At 64.4% G+C, this 20,287-nt stretch carries 17 protein-coding genes; 8 read left to right on the top strand and 9 right to left on the bottom strand.

What is annotated here, in order from left to right; all coding sequences use genetic code 11:
- Positions 1–135 precede the first annotated feature (135 nt).
- Positions 136–726: a HutD family protein gene (locus tag RT460_RS01440; RefSeq protein ID WP_313316722.1), complete on the bottom strand. Its 591-nt coding sequence runs from the start codon at positions 724–726 to the stop codon at positions 136–138.
- Positions 727–858: 132 nt separating this feature from the next.
- Positions 859–2,691, bottom strand: coding sequence for a 3-hydroxybutyrate oligomer hydrolase family protein (locus RT460_RS01435; protein WP_313316721.1), 1,833 nt, complete (start codon positions 2,689–2,691; stop codon positions 859–861).
- A gap of 117 nt (positions 2,692–2,808) precedes the next feature.
- Between RT460_RS01435 and RT460_RS01430 the strand changes: the two genes are divergently transcribed.
- A complete protein-coding gene (locus tag RT460_RS01430; RefSeq protein WP_313316720.1) occupies positions 2,809–3,606 on the top strand; it encodes a 3-hydroxybutyrate dehydrogenase in 798 nt (265 codons plus the stop codon).
- A gap of 217 nt (positions 3,607–3,823) precedes the next feature.
- Positions 3,824–4,486: a response regulator transcription factor gene (locus RT460_RS01425; protein ID WP_313316719.1), complete on the top strand. Its 663-nt coding sequence runs from the start codon at positions 3,824–3,826 to the stop codon at positions 4,484–4,486.
- Between the two features lie 18 nt (positions 4,487–4,504).
- Here RT460_RS01425 and RT460_RS01420 read toward each other — a convergent pair whose 3' ends face one another.
- From RT460_RS01420 to RT460_RS01410, 3 genes are read right to left on the bottom strand one after another with little or no spacing between them, the layout of a single operon-like run.
- Positions 4,505–4,933 (bottom strand): DUF6691 family protein, encoded by a 429-nt coding sequence (locus RT460_RS01420; protein WP_313316718.1) that lies wholly within the window; start codon positions 4,931–4,933, stop codon positions 4,505–4,507.
- Entirely contained in the window at positions 4,930–5,343 is a 414-nt protein-coding gene (locus tag RT460_RS01415) for a YeeE/YedE family protein (protein ID WP_313316717.1), read from the bottom strand. The genes RT460_RS01420 and RT460_RS01415 overlap by 4 nt, the downstream gene beginning before the upstream one ends.
- On the bottom strand, positions 5,340–6,230 hold the full coding sequence (locus RT460_RS01410; protein ID WP_313316716.1) for an MBL fold metallo-hydrolase: 891 nt from the start codon (positions 6,228–6,230) through the stop codon (positions 5,340–5,342). The genes RT460_RS01415 and RT460_RS01410 overlap by 4 nt, the downstream gene beginning before the upstream one ends.
- A gap of 103 nt (positions 6,231–6,333) precedes the next feature.
- Between RT460_RS01410 and RT460_RS01405 the strand changes: the two genes are divergently transcribed.
- The gene (locus RT460_RS01405) at positions 6,334–6,642 is read left to right on the top strand and encodes a metalloregulator ArsR/SmtB family transcription factor (RefSeq protein ID WP_313316715.1); all 309 of its coding nucleotides are present in this window, start codon (positions 6,334–6,336) and stop codon (positions 6,640–6,642) included.
- A gap of 24 nt (positions 6,643–6,666) precedes the next feature.
- Here RT460_RS01405 and RT460_RS01400 read toward each other — a convergent pair whose 3' ends face one another.
- Together RT460_RS01400 and RT460_RS01395 are read right to left on the bottom strand one after the other, a co-directional pair.
- Positions 6,667–10,008: a PAS-domain containing protein gene (locus tag RT460_RS01400; RefSeq protein ID WP_313316714.1), complete on the bottom strand. Its 3,342-nt coding sequence runs from the start codon at positions 10,006–10,008 to the stop codon at positions 6,667–6,669.
- A gap of 446 nt (positions 10,009–10,454) precedes the next feature.
- Complete coding sequence (locus RT460_RS01395; protein ID WP_313316712.1) at positions 10,455–12,695, bottom strand: TonB-dependent receptor; 2,241 nt, start codon at positions 12,693–12,695, stop codon at positions 10,455–10,457.
- Positions 12,696–12,855: 160 nt separating this feature from the next.
- Between RT460_RS01395 and RT460_RS01390 the strand changes: the two genes are divergently transcribed.
- Positions 12,856–14,262 (top strand): GntP family permease, encoded by a 1,407-nt coding sequence (locus RT460_RS01390; RefSeq protein WP_313316709.1) that lies wholly within the window; start codon positions 12,856–12,858, stop codon positions 14,260–14,262.
- 900 nt (positions 14,263–15,162) lie between these two features.
- On the opposite strand, the gene RT460_RS01385 is transcribed toward RT460_RS01390, so the two are convergent.
- Positions 15,163–15,495, bottom strand: coding sequence for a helix-hairpin-helix domain-containing protein (locus RT460_RS01385; protein ID WP_313316706.1), 333 nt, complete (start codon positions 15,493–15,495; stop codon positions 15,163–15,165).
- Positions 15,496–15,727: 232 nt separating this feature from the next.
- On the opposite strand from RT460_RS01385, the gene RT460_RS01380 reads away from it, so the two are divergent.
- The 4 genes from RT460_RS01380 to murU all read left to right on the top strand — a co-directional run bounded on the left by RT460_RS01380 (position 15,728) and on the right by murU (position 19,350).
- A complete protein-coding gene (locus tag RT460_RS01380) occupies positions 15,728–17,221 on the top strand; it encodes a M20 family metallopeptidase (protein ID WP_313316704.1) in 1,494 nt (497 codons plus the stop codon).
- A gap of 79 nt (positions 17,222–17,300) precedes the next feature.
- Positions 17,301–17,576 (top strand): GlsB/YeaQ/YmgE family stress response membrane protein, encoded by a 276-nt coding sequence (locus RT460_RS01375; protein WP_313316701.1) that lies wholly within the window; start codon positions 17,301–17,303, stop codon positions 17,574–17,576.
- A 53-nt stretch (positions 17,577–17,629) separates the two neighbouring features.
- The gene (locus RT460_RS01370) at positions 17,630–18,640 is read left to right on the top strand and encodes a phosphotransferase (RefSeq protein ID WP_313316700.1); all 1,011 of its coding nucleotides are present in this window, start codon (positions 17,630–17,632) and stop codon (positions 18,638–18,640) included.
- Positions 18,637–19,350 (top strand): N-acetylmuramate alpha-1-phosphate uridylyltransferase MurU, encoded by a 714-nt coding sequence (gene murU / locus RT460_RS01365; RefSeq protein ID WP_313316698.1) that lies wholly within the window; start codon positions 18,637–18,639, stop codon positions 19,348–19,350. The genes RT460_RS01370 and murU overlap by 4 nt, the downstream gene beginning before the upstream one ends.
- Before the next feature lie 226 nt (positions 19,351–19,576).
- Here murU and hda read toward each other — a convergent pair whose 3' ends face one another.
- Positions 19,577–20,272, bottom strand: a complete 696-nt coding sequence (hda, locus tag RT460_RS01360; protein ID WP_313316697.1) for a DnaA regulatory inactivator Hda — start codon at positions 20,270–20,272, stop codon at positions 19,577–19,579.
- Between the last annotated feature and the right edge of the window lie 15 nt (positions 20,273–20,287).

The following is a 20,287-nucleotide window of genomic DNA, read 5'->3' as shown; positions in this document are numbered from 1 at the left end:
TACACGCAATCCCACCTGTAGTGCCGAGCCATGCTCGGCAGACGCGTTCCCGGCAATGTCCATGCCGAGCATGGCTCGGCACTACAGGTTAAGCCTTGCGCTGTTGGTTCTTTGGTTTCGCGGCTTACGCCGCTCCTACACAACCGGCGTCAGCCGTATCGCCAGCAGCTCACCGCCGCCGCTGAGCGAATAGCGCTGCCGTTCGCCCGCCCCCAGCCACGCGGTATCGCCCGCCGACAACGCCGGCAGTACACCGCCCTCGAACACTGCCTGCCCGGCCAATAAATGGATCGCCCACGCGGCCTGTGGCTCGGTGAAGAACAACATGTTGCCCACCAGCGGCCGATGCAGCAGTTCGGCCTGCAAGGCATCCCGCCGCCACATCAGGTTGAAGTCCTGGGTCACTCCGTCGACCAGCTCGCCGACGATGTCTTCTTCGCCAGCAAAACGCAGGCGCTGATACGGCGGCAGCAGGGTTTGGCAACGCCCATCGGCGAAGCGCAGGCGCAGACCTTCACCCTGCAGCAACACCAGCTCGCGTTCGACACCAGGGAATGCGGAGAATGCCGCGTCCTGTTCGATCTCGGCGATGGACAGGCGCAGCTGCCAGTCGCCCTGCTCCGGCAGGCGCAGGATCTCTCGCGTCCACCCCAGGCCATTGCGCCAGCGCTCGCGCTGGTAGAGCGCAGAGGGAATGACGCGGGAAGGAGAGTTCAATGTATGCATCGGCCAATGATGCCATCAGCGCGGATGTGCGGGAGAGGTATAAGTCGCTAAGCCACAGATCCAACAGCGCAGAACAAAGCCAACCCCTCCCCAACCCTCCCCTTTGCCATGCAAAAGGGAGGGTAAAAGCCCTTACTTCGGCATCGCCAGATTTTCAGCCGTCAGGGCCTTGCCCGCACGTGGCGTGGTCGCAATCACCGCGTCGGCCGGCAACGCCGTGCCCTTGTCCAGCCGTGCCTGCACGCGATCCAGTGCTTCGTACACGTACGGCAGCAGTGGCAGATAGCGCGAACCGTAGTCAGGCAGCCCCAGGAAGCCGTCGAAGTGCTGCACATGCTGCACCTTCCAATAGCTCACCTCGCGATCAGCGGCCTTGGCCGCGGCCACATACGGCGCGCTGCTGAACGCCGGCGGGATCAAGCCATCGTCGGCGCCATGCACCACCATCACCGGCAGCCCCTTGCGCGGCACGCCCGCATGGGTAGCCTGGATGCCGGCCTGCACGCGCTTGGCATCTTCGCCCTGCCCGTCCCACAGGCCACGCAGGCACTTCAGCCCTGCGTAGGTCAGGTCCGGCAAGGCGACCTTGCTGTCCAGCAGGCCAACGCCGGCGCCCGGTGGGATGCCGCTGCCATCGGCGATCCATGCAGCACGCTCGGCGGCGGTGGCTGCCCGTGGCGAGAAATCCGGGTTCTGTGCCGCAAAGCTGAAGCCGCAGGGGTGCTCACCCACACCGTAGCGGCCGTAGGCCGAGGCATAGGTCGCAGCGATGGCACGCCACAGGTCGAAGCCGGTGGACAATGCACCGGCCCGCAACGAGGCCTCGGTCCAGCCCTTGCTTAGCATCAAATCGTAAGCCGACTTGGCCTGCGCAGCCGGGGTGGCGCCGCTGATCACGCCTTCGGCGGCCAACGTTGCACAACGCACCATGGCGCCGGCCTGCAGCGCCGCGGTCATTGGCGGCTGCGGCAGATCGCTCATGTGCAGTTGCGCGCACGGCATCAACAGCGCCGCCTCGGTGGTGTAGTCATACAGCGCGCGTGCGCCGGGACCGGACGAGTAAACGCTGGGTTCGCCGGCCACTACCGCATCCAGCCAGTCGCCTTCCAACTCGGCCGCACGCAGTACCGCACCACCGCCGTTGGAAATGCCGACCGCGATGATGCGGGTGTTCTCAAAGGTGAAAGGCGCTGCCTGCGGATAGGCCTGCGCCAATGCCACCAGGGCGAACTCAGCCGCCTGCTTCACGTGGCGGCCCCAATCCGCCTCCGGGTTGTCCTTGGAGTGCGCATGCTTGAAGGCCACGCCCGCTGCATTGACGCCTGCATCCGGCACGAACGCCAGGTCACTGACTTCGCCCAAGGCCCCCATGGTGCCGTTGGCGCGCACACCAACCTGGGCGTCCAGATCGTAGTAATCGCTGCCGGCGCCCTTGTCGGTATAGACCACGGCGCAGCCCTTGGGCAGGCCCCAGGCCGCTGCCACCGAGACCGCGCCGTAGATACCGCGCGAACCCGACGCCGGCGCGACCAGCACGCAGCGCTTGGCGGTATCGAAGTTGTCCGGCACCTGCGCCAGCACGCGATGCGGCTGCTTGGCACCGGGCAAACGTGCCAGTGCAGAAAATTCGCGGCCCGGCACACTCTGCAGGGTTCCGAACAGCTCGCCATAGCCGCCACCCGGGGCCAGATCGGCAATACCGCGCCAGCTGCCCCACATCGCACGCCTGCGCAATTCATCCAGCGTCGGTGCAGCCGCGTCGGCAAAGGCCGGCGGCGCCATGCTGCGCAGGCCTGCCAGGCCCAGGCCGGCGGTGAGCAGGTCATCGCTGCCGCGATGCTCGCTGCGAAGTTCGTTGCTGAACATGGAAGGCTCCACGGACTTGGAAGCTGGGCCGCTGGCACAGGAGGCCAGGCTCAGTCCGACGAATAGGCCGCAGGCGGCGCGCAGTAAGGATTGGCTCATGGGCGCACACTAGCAGAGGCACCGCCGGCGGCTCATCGTACTTAAGTACCACGCGCCGTTAGCACTGCGACTGCTACGTTTGCCCCCTACTTTCCCCCACGTTTTACGGAGTACCCCATGGACCGTTTCCTGCAAGGCCGCACCGCGCTGGTCACCGGCAGTACGTCCGGCATCGGCCTGGCCATAGCCCAGGCGCTTGCCGCCGCTGGCGCGCGCGTGGCCATCAATGGGCTGGGCACGCCCGAGCAGCTGGAAGCCGCACTCAAGAGCGTGACCGATGCTGGTAGCGAAGCCCGTCACTTTGACGCCGACCTGCGCAAGCCGGACCAGATCGCACACATGCTCGAGGCCGTGCAGGCCTGGGGCGATATCGACGTATTGGTGAACTGCGCCGGTATCCAGCACGCCGCGCCGCTGGCCGAACAGCCGCCGCAAAAGTGGGACGACATCATCGCCATCAACCTCAGCGCGGCCTTCCACACCATGCAGCACGCACTGCCCGGCATGGCCGAACGTGGCTATGGCCGCGTGGTCAACATCGCCTCGGTGCATGGCCTGGTTGCGTCCAGGAACAAGGCGCCGTACGTAGCCAGCAAGTTCGGCATCGTGGGCCTGAGCAAGGTTGCCGCACTGGAATACGCCGCAGCCGGCAATCGCGAAAGCGGCGGTGTCACCGTCAACTGCGTGTGCCCGGGCTGGGTGGAAACCCCGCTGATCGAGCCGCAGATCCAGGCCCACCGCAACGGCGGCAGCCGCGAAGACGGCGTCCGCGCCATGCTCGAGGAAAAGCAGCCCAGCCTGCGCATGTCGCTGCCCGAAGACATCGGCGCGATGGTGGTCTGGCTGTGCCGCCGTGAGTCGCACAATCTCACCGGTGCCGCAATGCCGATGGATGGCGGCTGGACAGCGCAGTAAGGCAGGAACCAGTTGTCGGGAACCAGGAACCAGGAACTAGGAACTAGGAACCAGTAACAGCGGAGCAACGCACACTTGCTGCTTGCCTTTGCCTTGCCGCTCTTCCCTCGTTCCGGGTTCCTGCCCTCCAGTTCCTGGCCTTTATTCCAGGAGATTGATTTTGACTTCGAGTGCGCATCTACTGGCCCCTGTTTCCTCGCCACTCGTTCCCAGCCCCATGCCCAGCTTGTTGATTGCCGACGACCATCCCTTGTTCCGCGCCGCCTTGCGGCAGGCGGCCAGCGAGGCGATGAGCGACCTGCAGGTGCGTGAGGCGGAATCGCTGGAAGGCGTGCTGGCCGCGTTGGACGCGACGCCGGACACCGACCTGATCCTGCTTGACCTGCATATGCCGGGCAATCATGGGCTGGCCGGGCTGGCCGCGATCCGCGCCCAGCATCCGGGGGTGGCGGTGATCGTGGTCTCGGCCAACGATGATCCGCGCGTCGTGCGTCGGGCACTGGACCATGGCGCGGCCGGTTACCTACCCAAGAGTTCGGGCCTGAATGAACTGCGCGAGGCCATCCGCAGCGTCATGGCCTGCGAGCAATGGTTGCCCGCCTCGCTGCGCGCTGCGGTGTCACGGGCGCAGTCGTCCAGTCACGACAGCGCTTTGGCAGCGCGCCTGGCCAGCCTGTCGCCGCAGCAGTTCCGGGTATTGGCCTTGGTGGCCGAAGGCCTGCTCAACAAGCAGATCGCCGACCGCCTGGATGTGCAGGAACGCACGGTCAAGGCGCACTTGTCGGCCATCTTCGAGCGTCTGGGCGTACGCAATCGTACCCAGGCCAGCGTTGTGCTGCGCGAACTGGAACTGAGCGACCCCGCACGCCAGGCGCTGTGATCGCTATTGACGCCGCGCCTACGCGCCGCGTCCCATTGCCGCCTTGTGCAGCAGCATGCCGGCCAGCATCGCCGGCACAAACCACAACGCCTCCGTCGACAGCACGCCCAACCCCACCAGTGCCGGCCCCGGGCAATAGCCCGCCAAGCCCCAGCCGATACCGAACACCGCTGCGCCGATCAGCAAGGGCCGATCAATCTGGCGCAGATCCGATATCTGAAAACGCTCGGCCAATACCGGCGCCGGCCTGCGCAATACGAAACGGAACAGCAGCATCGTCGTGCACACGGCACCGCCCAGCACGAACAGCAGGGCCGGATCGAAGTCGCCAAACACATCCAGGAAACCAAGGATGCGTTGCGGATCGGTCATGCCCGACAGCGCCAGCCCCAGGCCGAACAGCGCACCGGCAACCAGTGCCGCCAAGGTAACGCGCGACGTGCTCATGCCACGTGCCTGACGATGTAGGTGGTCAGTACCGCCGTCGCCATGAAGGTCAGCACGGCAGCGAACGAACGCACGGACAAACGCCCCAGGCCACAAACGCCGTGGCCACTGGTGCAGCCATTGCCCATGCGCGTGCCAAACCCCACCAACAGCCCCGCTACGACCAGCAGCACGGGCGAAAAGCCCTGGCGCGGCGTGTAAGCGCCTGGCACCAGCCACAGATACACCGCGCCGGCACCGATCAAGCCGATCAGGAACGCACCGCGCCAGGCCACTTCACCACGACGCGGCATCAACACACCGCCAACAATCCCGCTGATACCGGCAATACGCCCGGTCAGCCACAGCAACAGCGTGGCGGCAAGGCCGATCAACACACCTCCGGCCAAGGCCAGCATCCAGCTGTTCATTGCGCCGTTCCCATCTGGTCCAAGGGCAAGCGCAGGTAACGCACGCCATTGGCATCGGCCTCGGGCAGACGGCCGCCACGGATGTTCACCTGCAAGGCCGGCAGGATCAGTTTCGGCACCGGCAAACCAGCATCGCGCTGCTGGCGCATCTGCACGAAGGCCGCTTCACCGGTACCGCCCTTCAGGTGCACGTTGTGCTGCTTCTGCTCATCGATGCTGGTCTGCGCCTGGGCTTCGCGGCGATCGCCGGGATAGTCGTGGCACAGGTAGATGCGGGTGGCCTGCGGCAGCGCCAGGATCTTCTGGATGGATGCGAACAGGCGATGCGCATCACCGCCGGGGAAATCGCAGCGTGCCGTGCCGGTATCGCTGGCGAACATGGTGTCGCCGATGAAGGCAGCATCACCGATCACATAGGTCAGGCTGTCATCGGTGTGGCCCGGCGTGGCAATCACCCGTCCTTCCAGCGCACCGATATTGAAGGTATCGCCATCGGCGAACAGGCGATCAAACTGGCTCCCATCGGCGACAAATGCATCGCCCAGGCCGAACAGTTCCTTGAAACGGCGCTGGACCTCGACGATGCCCTGGCCAATGGCCACCGGTGCCTTCAAGGCATCGGCCAGATAGCCGGCGGCGCTGAGGTGGTCAGCGTGCGCATGCGTTTCCAGTAGCCAGGCCACCGTCAGCAGCTTGCCCTGCACGAAGGTCAGCAGGGCGTCGGCCGAGCGCGTGCTGGTACGCGCAGCGGCGGCATCGTAGTCCAGCACCGGATCGATGATGGCCGCCATGCCACCATCGTGGTCGTAGACCACGTAGCTGAAGGTACCCGTGTCCTTGTCGTGGAAGGCCTGTACCTGCGGGGAAGTGGCTTGCACGTTGCTCATGGGATGGCCTCGGCCTTTACTTTAGCTTTTTCTAAATTAAACTAGGAAAACCCAAAGTACAAGTCTGGACCCTGAACCGAAAATGGTCACCCAGGACATGGATATGGAACAGATGCAGGCCCACGCTGAACAAGCGGCGCAACTGCTCAAGTCGCTGGCCCACCCCGCCCGGCTGCGCGTGCTGTGTCGCCTGGTCGAAGGTCAGGCCTCGGTCACCGAACTGCAGGCGCAGGTCGGGCTGTCGATGTCGGCGCTGTCGCAGCACCTGGCGCTGATGCGCGAAGGCGGCCTGGTGACTACGCGCCGAGAGGCGCAGACCATCTACTACACCTTGGCCGACAGCCCCGCCCTGGGCGTAATGCAGGCACTGCACGCTGCGTATTGCGGCAGCGCCGCGCAGGCGAACCGGTAGCCGCACCAAGCATCTCGCCAGCCGTCACTGAGCCATCGTATAGGCGGCCAGCAGCCGATCAAGGATCGACTTCAGCGCCAGCGGACGCACGGGTTTATGCAGCAGGGTCAACCCCTGCTCCAACACTTCACGCCGCGTGGCCAGACTGTCATCGGCGCTGAGGATCAAGGTGGGCCGCACGCCAAAACGTTCACCCAGGCGCTGATGCAAGGCCGTGCCGGTATCGTCATCGTCCAGGTTGTAATCGAACAGCCACAGCGCAGCCGGCTGTGCCTGCAACGCTGCCACTGCCTGCGCCTCACCATCGGCTTCGGCTACCTGATAGCCCCAGCCACGCAACAGCCCGGCCAGTCCCTGCAACGCCGCCGGATCGTTGTCCACCACCAGCACCGGCACGCTGCCCAGCAGGCTATTGCTGCTGCGCGGGCTTGGCACTGCCACACTCTGCGGCGACATCGCCCGCCGCAACGACACTGAAAACGCCGTGCCACGGCCCTTTTCGCTACGCAGGCGCAAAGGCGCATGCAGCAGGCCGGCAATGCGATCGGCGATCGCCAGCCCCAAGCCCAGGCCCTGCCCGCTGCTGTCTTCGCCGCGACGGAACTCCTCGAAGATCCGCTGCTGCTCCTGCTTGGCGATACCCGGGCCCGTGTCGTGCACTTCAACGCGCAGGCGTTCGCCTTCGCGACGCACACCAAGCAGCACCCCACCCTTGCTGGTGTAGCGCACCGCATTGGCGAGGAAATTCTGCAGTACGCGACGCAGCAGCTGCGGATCACTGTTCACCCACGCGCGCGTGGACACGTAATGGAAATCCAGGCCGCGTGCGCTGGCCAATGCGCGGAACTCGGATACCAATGGGTCCAGTACTTCCGCCAACGGCAGGTCGCGGGGCTGCGGCACCAACCCACCGGCTTCCAACCGCGACATGTCGAACAAACCGGTCAGCAGATCGGTGGTGGAATCCAGGGCACCGCGGATCTGCACCACCGCCTGTTGCTGCTGGTTGGATTGGACCTGCTGGGCCAAGGTATCGGTGAACAGGTGCGCCGCGTGCAACGGCTGCAACAGGTCGTGCCCCACGGCGGCGAGAAAGCGGCTCTTGGCATCGTTGGCGCGTTCGGCTTCGCGCTTGGCAGATTCCAGCAGCGCAGTGCGTTCACCCACCCGCTGCTCCAGGGTTTCATTGCTGCGCTTGAGTTCGCGCTCGCTGCGACGGAACTCGGTGACGTCGGTAAAGGTCGCCACGAAACCACCGCCCGGCATCGGATTGCCTCGGATCTCGACGATGCTGCCATCGGGAAATACCCGTTCGGTCAGATGCGGCGTGCCCGCACGCATGAAGGCCAGCCGTCGATCTACCGCACGTTCATCGCCCCCGCGCGCCGGCATCGCCTGCAGCGCCCAACGGGTCAGATCGACGATCGGGCGGCCCACCTGCAGCAGCTCATCGGGAAATCCAAACATGCGCGCATACGGGCGGTTCCAGGCCACCAGCCGCTGTTCGCGGTCGATAACGCTGATGCCCTGGCTCATGTTCTGCAACGCCGCCTGCAATACTTGCTGGCTGAAGCGCAGATCCTGCGAGGCCTCGCTGACGATGGCCGCCACCGTCGCCAGCTCACCGCTCTCGCGGCGCGCGGCGTCCAACAGCAAACGTGCCGAAGCGGCACCCAGCACGGAGGAAAGCTCGCGCTCCAAACGCGCTTCCGTCGCAGGCGGCACCGGGCCTTGCCGTGGTGCGTCCACCAGCAAGTGCTCAACCTGCTCGTAAGGCAGGAATCGGCGTCCTGCATCACGCAGCGCCTGCACATCAAGATTGCGACTTGTGCGATTGGGCGTATCCCGCCGCCAGGCCATGACCAGCAGCGTCACCGCCGTGCCAACGAACAGGCTGGCCCCTACGGCTCGCCCCAAGGGCGTCCAACCGGTCAAACCGAACAGTCCCTGCGGCGCCAGCCAATTCCAACCAAACGGCCCCTGCAGCAACCAAGCCGGTGCACGCCCTTCGCTCTCCAGCAACGATGGCAGCAACAACACCCAGGCCCATGTAGCAAAACCGGCAAGCACGCCGGCAATGGCGGCGCGCGGCGGCGTCTGCGGGCGCCAGATGGCAAACGCCAGCACCGGCACCAGCGTGGCCATTGCCGAGAACGACACCGCACCAATATCGGCCAGCACGTTGCTACCGCCAATCAGGCGGCTGTACGCCCAGGCCAACAGCATGATCACGAAGATGCCTGCACGCCGCAGCCACACCAGTTCGCGCCGATGATCGCCACCGCCGGCACGTGCCCAGGCGCTGCGCAGCAAGCCGGGCGCAAACCAGTGGTTGCCGATCATCAGGCTCAGGGTCAACGTGCTCACCACCACCATGCCGGTGGCCGCGCTCAGGCCGCCGAGGAAGGCAAACAAGGCCACGCCTTCATGGCCCGCAGCGAACGGCAGCGCCAGCGTATACATGTCCGACGGTACGCTGTTGCCGAGCAGCAGCGTGCCAGCGCGTGCCAAGGGGAGGATCGGCAACGCGATCAACAGCAGGTAGAGCGGGAACAACCAGCGCGCGGTTCGCACATCGGCAGGATCACGGCATTCGACCACACCAACATGGAATTGATGGGGAAGCAGGAACATCGCCAGGCCACCGAGGATCACCAGTGGGATGAAGCCGCCGTCGTGCGCACTGGCCGCTACCGGCGCTGCAGCGGGAAGCCCTTTCAAGCCAAACCAGACGAACACGCCCAGCGCCAGCATCGCGCCGAGCTTGAACACCGACTCGGCGGCCATCGCCAGCACCAGCCCCCGATTGTGCTCGGACGCATCGGCGCGGCGCGCACCAAACAGCATCGCGAACAAGGCCATCGCCAACGCCACATACAAGGCGCTGTCGTGCCAGACCGAACCCGCCTGCCCGGCATCCACCGCGCGCGAGGTGATCATGCCGAAACTCATCGCCACCGCCTTGAGCTGCAGCGCGATGTACGGAATCAGGCCCAGCACGGTCACCAGCGTCACCGTCGCCGCCAACCAGGCATCACGCCCCAGCCGCGCAGCAATCAGGTCCGCCAGTGAGGTGGCATTGGTTTCGCGGGCCAGCCGCACCAGCCGCATCATCACGCCGATGGCCAGCGCATAGAAAAGGATTGCACCGACGAAGGTCGGCGGCAGCGGCCAGCCATTGCGCGCCGCCTGGGTGACGGTGCCGTAGAACGTCCATGAGGTGCAGTGCACCGCCAGCGAGAGGGTATAGATATGCCGCCAATGCCGCGCAAATGCGGTAGGCCGGCGCTCACCGTAGATGGCCACGCCAAACATAAGTGCCAACCAGGCCAGGCCCGCCAGCGCCACCGTCACCAGACTCAACATGCAATGCGTTCCCCAGAAGCTGCTTGGCAGGATACGGAGTTACGTCATGGGGATGAAGCGCCGGCGGCTTGAAGCCCCTCTCCCTCCGGGAGAGGGGTTGGGGTGAGGGTGCGCTTCACAAGCGGCGTCTCAAGCCCTTGCGGTGGACTTCCCATCAACGCGATGGATCGGGCTAGCCGTACCACTGTGCGGCTTTCGCGGTCGAGGCAAATCAGATGCCGGCGCCGAAGGTCAGGGGCAAAAGCTGCCCTCACCCCAACCCCTCTCCCGTGAACGGGAGAGGGGCTTCAAAGCGCAGCAAGGGCAAGGGCAACTGCCAAAGCCAAAGCCGAAGCAGAAGCAAAGGCAGAAGCAAGCATCACTGAAAACAAAAAGAAGAGCCCTCCCCCGCTATGCGGGAAAGGGCTCATCTGCATTCCGTAGGGGAGCCGTTACCGGCTACACCATCAGAAGTTGTAACGCACCGACACATACCAGTTGCGCGGCAGACCGTAATACGCGGTCTGGATGTTGCCAACGCTGGCAAATTCCTGGCCTTCGGTCTTGTACTGCTTGTCGGTCAGATTGCGCACGCCAGCACGCACCTGCCAGGTCAGCTGCGGCGAATCCCATACGCCGTAGGCGCCCACCAGGGTATATGCGTCCTGGCTCAGCACATCGCGGTTGTCTACCGACAACCATGTGTCACCACGGTAGGACACATCGCCACCCAAGGTCAGGCTGCCGCTATCAGCCAATGAGAACACGTGCTGCAAGGCAACGCGCGCGGTCCAGTCCGGCGAAAACGGCACATGGTCGTGGTTGACGCTCGGATCATAGCCCGCGTAGGACGGATCGAGGCGGAAGTCCTCGAAACTGTCGTACTTGGCATCCATCCAACCCAGCTGCGCGCTCAACGCGGTGCTCTCGCCCAGCAACGCGCTGCCTTCCAGCTCGATGCCCTTGATGTTGAGCTTGGCTGCATTCAACACCGGGAAGGTGCCCACGTCCTGCGATACGCGCGCCTGGAAATCGCTGTAGTTGCTGTAGAACGCCGCAGCGCTACCGCGGAAGCGATGGTCAGCCGAGCTGCCCTTCAGGCCCAATTCGTAGGTCCACACGTATTCCGGATCGAACTTGGCGTGCTCGGTGTCGTACACCGTGTTCGCACGGCCGTTGAAGCCGCCCGACTTGAAGCCACGGTTGGCCGATACATAGCCCATCAGGTTGTCGCTGAACGCCTTCTGCAAGCTGACCGACGGCGTCACCGCGGTCCACGAAGCCTTGCCGTTGAAGGCAACGGTTTCATTGAGGCCGCTGAACGGCGCCCCCCAGAACGTGCTGGTGGAACGGTCGTAATCCTTTTCGTCCTTGGTCCAGCGCACGCCGGCAGCCAAGGTCCAGCTCGGCACGAACTCCCAGTTGGCGTGCGCGAAGGCAGCCTTGGAGGTGGTGCTCAGGTCATCGTCGATGGTACGCAGGAATGGAATGCCGGTGCCGAGCATCGAGAACAGATCGTCGGCGTAAGCTTCCTGGTAGGACGGCACGTTCTCCTTCATGTAGTACGCGCCGAAGGTGAGGTGCAGGTTCGAACCATTGTCGTAATGCAGCTGGAATTCCTGGCTCTTCTGGTTCTGATCCAGTGCCACGAGCACATCACCCAGCTCGTATTCGGAAGCATCGATGTCGATGTACGACTCGGTCTTGAGCTTGCGGTAGGAGCTGATGCTCTTCAGCGTCCACTGCTCGTTGATGTCCCAATCCATCGCCAACGAAGCACCGGAATGCTTCAGGTACTGACCCTGGCCGTCGTCAAAGGAGGTCTGCGCACGACGGTTCCACTCACCGGTCTCACCCGGTTGCAACACCACCACGCCAGCCGGCGCCAGGCTGGTCTGGCGCAGCGGCGCCATCGGACGACCCAGCGTCAGCGCAGCATCCTGCTTGGTGGTATCCAGCGTCAGCACGGCACTGAAGTTGTCGGTCGGCTTGTAGGCCAGCTTCGCGCGCAGCGCCTCGGTATCGTCATCGTTGTAACGCTTGCCGGTGACCGCGTCCTTGACGTAGCCATCGTTGGTGATTTTGGCACCGGCGATGCTGCCAGCCAGCGTATCGCTCAGTTTGCCCGACACATAGAACCGACCTTCCAGGCGACCGTAATCACCCGCCGTCAGCTCCACCGCGCCACCTTCGTTGTCGAAGGGGTTCTTGGTGGTCAGCTTGATCGCGCCGCCGGTGGAGTTCTTGCCATACAGCGTGCCCTGCGGGCCGCGCAGCACTTCCAGCTGCTGGATGTCGAACAACGAGAACAATGCGCCATTGATGCGCGAGTAGTAGACGTCGTCCACATACATGCCCACGCCCGGATCGAAGGTCTGCAGCGCGTCCGGCTGGCCGATGCCGCGGATGAAGACGTTGACGCTATTGGACGAGCCACGGCCCTGGGCGATGTTCATGTTGGGCACCGCGCCCTGCAGGCCTTCCACCGTCGAGGCCTGCAGATCCTTGATCTGTTCCTCGCCGAAGGCGCTGACTGCCACCGGCACGTCCTGGATGGACTCGCTGCGGCGGCGCGCGGTTACGGTCACTTCGTCCAGCTGTGTGGCCTGGGTGCCGGCCGGCGTCGCCTGCTGCTCCTGGGCCTGCACGAATGCGGCCGGTGCCAACAGAATGCCACCGATGGCGATACTCAGATACTTGCGCTTCATTGGTCTCCCTCCTCCCGGGTATGACGTAGCGGCATACGAGTGCCGCCATGGAGCGCACGTTAATGGAGCGTTAGCCGGCCGCGTATCGTCCCTTCGTACAGTGGGCCGGGCCGCGCCCTGTCCTGATACTCGCCGGCAACGTATTGGCCGGGAGCCATGGATGTCGTTTCTGATCGTATTGGCGGCCCTGTGCTTCCTGATGTTTGTCGCCTACCGCGGCTATAGCGTGATCCTGTTCGCCCCCGTAGCCGCCCTGGGCGCGGTACTGCTGACTGATCCAACCCTGGTGCAGCCGATGTTCACCGGCTTGTTCATGGACAAGATGGTCGGCTTCCTGAAGCTGTATTTCCCGGTCTTCGTACTGGGTGCGGTGTTTGGCAAGCTGATCGAGGTCTCGGGCTTCTCCAAGTCCATCGTCAGCGCCACCATCAAGCTGGTCGGCGCCAAGCGGGCGATGCTGTCGATCGTGCTGGTCTGCGCCCTACTCACCTACGGCGGCGTATCGCTGTTCGTGGTGGTGTTCGCGGTCTATCCGTTCGCCGCCGAGCTGTTCCGCCAGAGCAACATCCCCAAGCGCCTGATTCCGGGCACCATCGCGCTGGGCGCCTTCACCTTCACCATGGATGCGCTGCCGGGCACCCCGCAGATCCAGAACATCATTCCCTCCTCCTTCTTCGGCACCAACAGCTGGGCCGCACCGTGGCTGGGCGTGATTGGCACGGTGGTGATCCTGATCCTGGGCATGAGCTATCTGGAATGGCGCCGCCGCGTCGCCATACGCAATGGCGAAGGCTACGCCGGCGCCAATGAGGAACTGCGCAACGAGCCTGAGCCGTTCCAGGGCCAGAACCTGGCGCATCCGCTGATTGCAATCGCACCGCTGGTGCTGGTGGGCGTGGCCAACTTTTACCTGACCCGCTGGATTCCAGGTTTCTACGGTGAAACCCAATCCTTTGTGCCGGCGGTGATCGGCAACCCGGCACCGGTCGTACAGGAAGTCTCCAAGCTGGGCGCTATCTGGGCCGTGCAGGGCGCCTTGCTGCTGGGCATCCTCAGCGTCATCGCCTTTGCCTGGAAGCCGGTGGTAGCCTCGTTTGCAGAGGGCACCAAGTCCGCCATCGGCGGCGCCATGCTGGCGTCGATGAACACCGCTTCGGAATATGGATTTGGTGCTGTCATCGCCGCCCTGCCCGGCTTCCTTGTGGTGGCCAACGCACTGGGCTCGATCCCCAATCCGCTGGTCAACGAAGCCGTTTCGGTCACCGCTATGGCCGGCATTACCGGTTCGGCATCGGGTGGCATGAGCATCGCCCTGGCGGCCATGGCTGACAGCTTCATCGCCAATGCGCAGGCTGCAGGCATTCCGATGGACGTGCTGCATCGGGTGGCGGCGATGGCCTCCGGCGGCATGGACACCTTGCCGCACAACGGCGCAGTGATCACTGTTCTGGCAGTGACCGGCCTGACCCACCGCCAGTCCTACAAGGACATCTTCGCCATCACCATCATCAAGACCCTGGCGGTGTTCGCGATCATCGGCGTGTACTACGCCACCGGGTTGGTTTGATCCGTTCCGATTTGTCCCCGCCATTGTCGGGGACAAGGCCCAGGGAAAGCAGCGGCGAGCTTCAGCGGAACCGGCTTCAAGCCAGGCAAACGGCCAGGTGAAATCGTAGCCCGGGTAAGCGCAGCGCACCCGGGGCTGCTTGCGAGCATCCTGATGAGGAGCTGCTGGCGGCTACCGGCCGTTCACTGCGAGAACCCGTAGAAATCGTAGCCCGGGTAAGCGCAGCGCACCCGGGGCCTCTTGCGAGGATCCTGATGAGGAGCTGCTGGCGGCTACAAGCGGTCCACTGCGAGAATCACGTAGACGGTGATCAACGCGTCGGCCGCCCGGGTAAGCACAGCGCCCCGGAGCCATTGCGAAGAACTCCCGGTGCACCCTGCTTGCCTGAGCTGCACCGTCGGCTCAATTTCCACGCCGACGGTGTTCTCATCCAGCCAAGCTAGACAAAGCACGCCAGCCAGTTCGGCGCGAAAGGTGCCTGCAATGCCCCAGGCCGCTACCTAACCGCGCTACGTGATCCATCAGGCAATATCACTGGCCCGGCGGCTCTGCGCAAAGGCCCCGGGTGCGCTGCGCTTACCCGGGCTACACAACCGCGCCAACAATTACGCCGCCAGCGCAAAGCCAAGTCACGCATTCGGCTTTTACGAATCCCCAATCCCCAATCCCTGAGAACAAAAAAGGCCCGGGAAATCCCGGGCCTTTTTTATTCCGACGAGCGGAACAAGAAAAATCGCCCGGCTGCACGTCACTGTGCAACACCGGACGATCTCACGTCCTTGTTGGCATCCTGCCTTCCCCCAGCGTCCTGCCCCTATGGGTTCCTCGTGTGCCGCCATCCGGGCGACCCACAATCCTTATGGCGCGGCATCCATTGCTGCGAACCAGGCATCCGTTGCCTCAGCGCCTCTCCACCGGTTGAACAACTGCCGTCCCGGCAGCTTTCTTGGCGGGGGCCGTTCCAGCCTTCGCCTCGATCAGGTCACGATTCCGTTCGACCGTCTTCAATCCGATTCCCTTCACCAGCGCCAACTCCTCGGCACTCTTGAAAGGTCCGTTTGCCTGCCGATGATCGATGATTGCCTGCGCCTTGGAAGGCCCGACGTTCACCAATCCCTCGCTCAGCTCCGCCGCAGAGGCGGTGTTGATGTCGACCTTGTCCGTGGCTGATGCCGTCAGGGTCAACAACAACGCTAGAGCCAGTGACTTCAGCGTCACGGTGAAAAGCTCCATCGCTACACTCCTTGTGTCTTGGGAAGGGATTGCCGGCTTTCCCGCCGGTAGATCCAGTGTCCCGCGCCACATGAACACAGCCTATCCGTCACGTCTCGCTAACGCAGCCGGCAAACACCCCGGTCGCTTGTAGGAAAAACCCTACAAAGACACAACGTCACCCCAGGTGCGGCCCGTCGCAGGAGCCAGCGGCGTAGAATGGTTACACCTGACATTTCTACCGGAGATCCAGATGGACAGCGCCAAGATCGGCCAATTTCTCAGCGACAAGTGGGATAACGACATCGTCCCGCAATTGGTCGATTACATCCGCATTCCCAACAAGTCGCCGATGTTCGACGCCAACTGGGTCGCCAACGGTTACATGGATCAGGCCGTCAACCTGATGGAAAGCTGGGCCAAGGCGCAGAACATCCCCGGCCTGCAGGTCGAGGTGGTCCGCCTGGAAGGCCGTACCCCGCTGATCTTCCTGGAAATCCCGGCCACTGGCCCGGAAACCGGCGAGGACACCGTGCTGCTGTACGGCCACCTCGACAAGCAGCCGGAAATGACCGGCTGGGACGAGGACCTGGGCCCGTGGAAGCCGGTGCTGCGTGGCGAAAAGCTGTACGGCCGTGGCGGTGCGGACGATGGCTACGCCATCTTCGGCTCGCTGGCCGCCGTGCTGGCGCTGCAGGAACAAGGCCTGCCGCATGCGCGCTGCGTGATCCTGATCGAAGCCTGCGAAGAATCCGGCTCCTACGACCTGCCGGCCTACGTCGACCACCTGGCTGACCGTATCGGCCAGCCGTCGCTGGTGGTCTGCCTGGATTCGGGCTGCGCCAACTACGACCAGCTGTGGTGCACCACCTCGCTGCGCGGCCTGACCGGCGGCAACTTCACCGTCAAGGTGCTCAACGAAGGCGTGCACTCCGGTGATGCCTCCGGTGTGGTGCCGTCCAGCTTCCGCCTGCTGCGCCAGCTGCTGTCGCGCATCGAGGACGAGAAGACCGGCCGCATCCTGCTCGACGGCCTGCACGTGGAAGTGCCGGCCGAGCGCCTGGAACAGGCCAAGCGCGCCGCCGACGTGGTCGATACCGCCATCTTCGACAAGTTCCCGCTGGTCGACGGCCTCAAGCCGATGAGCGAGGACCTCACCGAGCTGGTGCTCAACCGCACCTGGCGCCCGGCCCTGTCGGTCACCGGCATCGGCGGCATGCCGCCGCTGGAATCGGCCGGCAACGTGCTGCGCCCGGAAACCTCGGTCAAGCTGTCGCTGCGCCTGCCGCCGACTGCCAATGGCAAGGCCTGCGGCGAGCTGCTGAAGGAAGCCCTGCTGCGTGATCCGCCGAACGGCGCCCACGTCAGCCTGGATCTGGAAAAGGCGTCCACCGGCTGGAACGCACCGGCCATGGCTTCGTGGCTGGAAAAGTCCATCGACGACGCCAGCCAGGCCTTCTTCGGCAAGCCGGCCATGTACATGGGCGAAGGCGGCTCGATCCCGTTCATGGGCATGCTGGGCGAGAAGTTCCCGGGTGCGCAGTTCATGATCACCGGCGTGCTGGGCCCGCATTCCAACGCCCATGGTCCGAATGAGTTCCTGCACATCCCGATGGGCAAGCGCGTGACCTCCTGCGTGTCCAAGGTGCTGTTCGACCACCACGCCGCCAGCCTGCGCGGCGAGACCAGCGGTTCGCCGGTCGCTGCCGACAGCGGCACCCGTCACGGCGGCCACGGCTGCTGCTGATCGCCTGCGGTTTGCCGGTTGGATGACGAACGCAGCCTGGCCTTGCTAGGCTGCGTTTTTATTTGGCAGGGGCACGCGCATGAGCGGACTGTTTGGCAGCGACAGCTGGCTGTACATCATCCTGATCGGCTTCTTCGTCGGCCTGCTGGGGCGTTTCTTCATGCCCGGCAACAACCGCATGGGCTGCCTGCTGACCATCCTGCTGGGCATTGCCGGCGCAGTCTTCGCCGGCTGGTTCGGGCGCGAGATGGGCTGGTATGCCGCAGGCCAACCGGCCGGTTTCCTCGGCGCCATCCTTGGCGCGGTAGTGCTACTGGCATTGCTGCGCCTGATCAGCGGCGGCAAGCGTCGCTGAGTATCCCTTTACACCCAACGGCGCCCAAGGGCGCCGCTTCACTTGTAGTGCCCATGAACGAACCCGCATCCGATCCCCTGCGCGCCGAACAGCGCCGGCAGTGGGCTGCCGCCGCGCTTGGCGACCCCGCAACCACCCTGGAGCGTGCATCCGTCGATGCCGGCTTCCGCAGCTACTGGCGAACCACCAGCGCGCGCGGCAGCCACATCGTGATGGATTCTCCGCCGGGCCTGGAAGATGTGCGCCCGTGGCTGCGCATGCGCGATCTGCTGCAAGCCAACGATGTGCGGGTGCCACAGGTGCTGGCGCGCGAAGTCGACAGCGGCTTCCTGCTGCTGGAAGACCTGGGTGGCCCCACCCTCGCCCGCTTCATCACCGACGACACTGCCGATGCGTGGTTCGATGCCACCTTCACGCAGCTGATCCGGCTGCAGTCGATTCCCGTGCCTGAGGGCATGGGCGCGTTTGCTGAAGCGCTGCTGCAGCGCGATGCCGGCCTGTTTGAGGAATGGTTCGTGCAGCGCCACCTTGGCCTGCAGCTGGACTGTGGCGAAAGCGAGCAGTTGCAACTTGTACAGCGGCGTTTGATGGACAACGCCTTGAACCAACCGCAAGTACTGACGCATCGCGATTTCATGCCACGCAACCTGATGCCGGTGGACGATGGCCCGGCGGTGCTGGATTTCCAGGACCTGGTCAGTGGGCCGATTGCCTACGATCCGGCAAGTCTGTTCAAGGATGCATTCCTGAGTTGGCCACTGGAAAAAGTCGATGCATGGCTTGCGCGCTATCACGCCCGGGCCTTGGCCGCTGGCCTGCCGGTACGGCCGTGGCCGTTGTTCCTGCGCGATGCCGACTGGATGGGCGTGCAGCGCCATTTGAAGATCCTCGGTCTGTTCGTGCGCCTGCGCGACCGCGACGGCAAGGGCCATTACTTCGAGGACGCGCCGCGCTTCATCCGTTATCTGGACGAAGTGCTTCCACGCTATCCGGAACTGGCTCCGTTGCAGGAGCTGTTTGAACGACGTTTCAAACCGGCTCTTGCGGCCAAGGCATCGGCATGAAGGCACTGATCTTCGCTGCTGGCCTGGGCGAGCGCATGCGCCCGCTCACCGACCATACGCCCAAGCCGCTGTTGCGCGTTGCTGGCATGCCGCTGATCGAATGGCACCTGCAGCGGCTGGCTGCGCTTGGCATCCGCGATGTGGTGATCAATACCAGCTGGCTGGCTGCGCAGTTCCCCGAACAACTGGGTGACGGCAGCCGTTGGAATCTGCGCCTGCATTATCTGTACGAAGGTCCGGTACCGCTGGAAACCGGTGGCGGCATGCACAATGCCCTGCCCTTGCTTGGCGATGCGCCGTTCCTGGCGATCAATGGCGATATCTGGAGCGATTTCGATTTTTCCGCCTTGCCGAAGCAGCCCAGCGGCAACGCGCACCTGGTGATGGTCGACAACCCTGAGCATCACCCTCGCGGCGATTTCATCCTTGCCGCGGATGGCCAGTTGCAGGATGACGGCCAGGCCCCACGCCTGACTTTCGCTGGTATTGGCGTCTACCGGCCACAGCTGCTGCAGAACTGGCAGGCGATCATTGGCGATGCGGCCGGCAGCGATGAGCTGCCGCCTCGGTTCAAGCTGGCGCCGCTGCTGCGTGCGGCGATGACAAGCGGTGCTGTAAGCGGACAGCATCATCGCGGGCGCTGGACCGACGTGGGCACGCCGGAACGTTTGCAGCAGTTGGATGCACAGCTGCGGGCGACTGGGCGCTAGGTCGCGTGCGGGACTTGCTGTAGAGGACGCTGCCGCTACCGCGATTGCCGGAAAGACCCATGCCGAGCATGGCTCGGCACTACCCTGGCAGCCTGTTGCCCAGCCTCCGTAGCCCCGGGTAAGCGCAGCGCACCCGGGAGCCTGTGCATCGTCCTGCCGGCTGCGCTTACCCGGCCACCTTCGGTGCGGCAAGCCCGCTGCCAGGCATGGGGCACGGCGCTACGGCTCAGTCGGTTTCCAGCACACGCTTCAGGAACGGCACGGTGATGCGACGTTTGGCTGCCAGCGACTCCCGGTCCAACCGCTCCAGCAGCGTCACCAGCCCACTGAGGTCGCGTCCGGTACGGGTCAACAGCCAATCCAGCGTGGCCTCATCCATCACCAGCCCACGGCGCACCGAACGCTCGCGCAACACGGCGCCACGGCCTTCGTCGTCCAGCGGTTCAAGGGTGATGCGACTGCATTGCGACAGCCGCGAGCGCAGGTCCGGCAATACCAGGCCCAGCCCATCAGGTGGCAGGCGCGCGGTATAGATCACGGTGACATCGGCGGCACGCGCGCGGTTGTGGAACTCGAACAGCGTTACTTCCTGCTCGCGCCGGCCGGCAACGTACTCCAGGCCATCCAGGGCGACGATATCGTGGCCCTCCAGCGCTTCCAGCGCTTCGGCCAGCCGCACGCCGGCAGCCTGCAGCGGCAGATAGGCCGGGCGCCGCCCGGCCTGCAGGGCCGCCGCACAGGTCGCCAATGCAAGATGGGTCTTGCCTGTGCCACCGGCGCCAACCAGATAAATCCAGTCCTCGCTGTCGCCATTGGCAACCGCGCGCAACTGGGCCAGCGCACCGTCAGGTGCGCCGATGAACGTCTCAAATCGTTGGTCAGGCGGATAGCGCAAGGCCAACGGCAACTGCGGAACACTCACTTGGGATCTACATCC

It is taken from the genome of Stenotrophomonas sp. (assembly GCF_032061965.1).
Classification (GTDB): Bacteria; Pseudomonadota; Gammaproteobacteria; order Xanthomonadales; family Xanthomonadaceae; genus Stenotrophomonas.
This window is presented reverse-complemented; position numbering and strand designations above follow the sequence as displayed.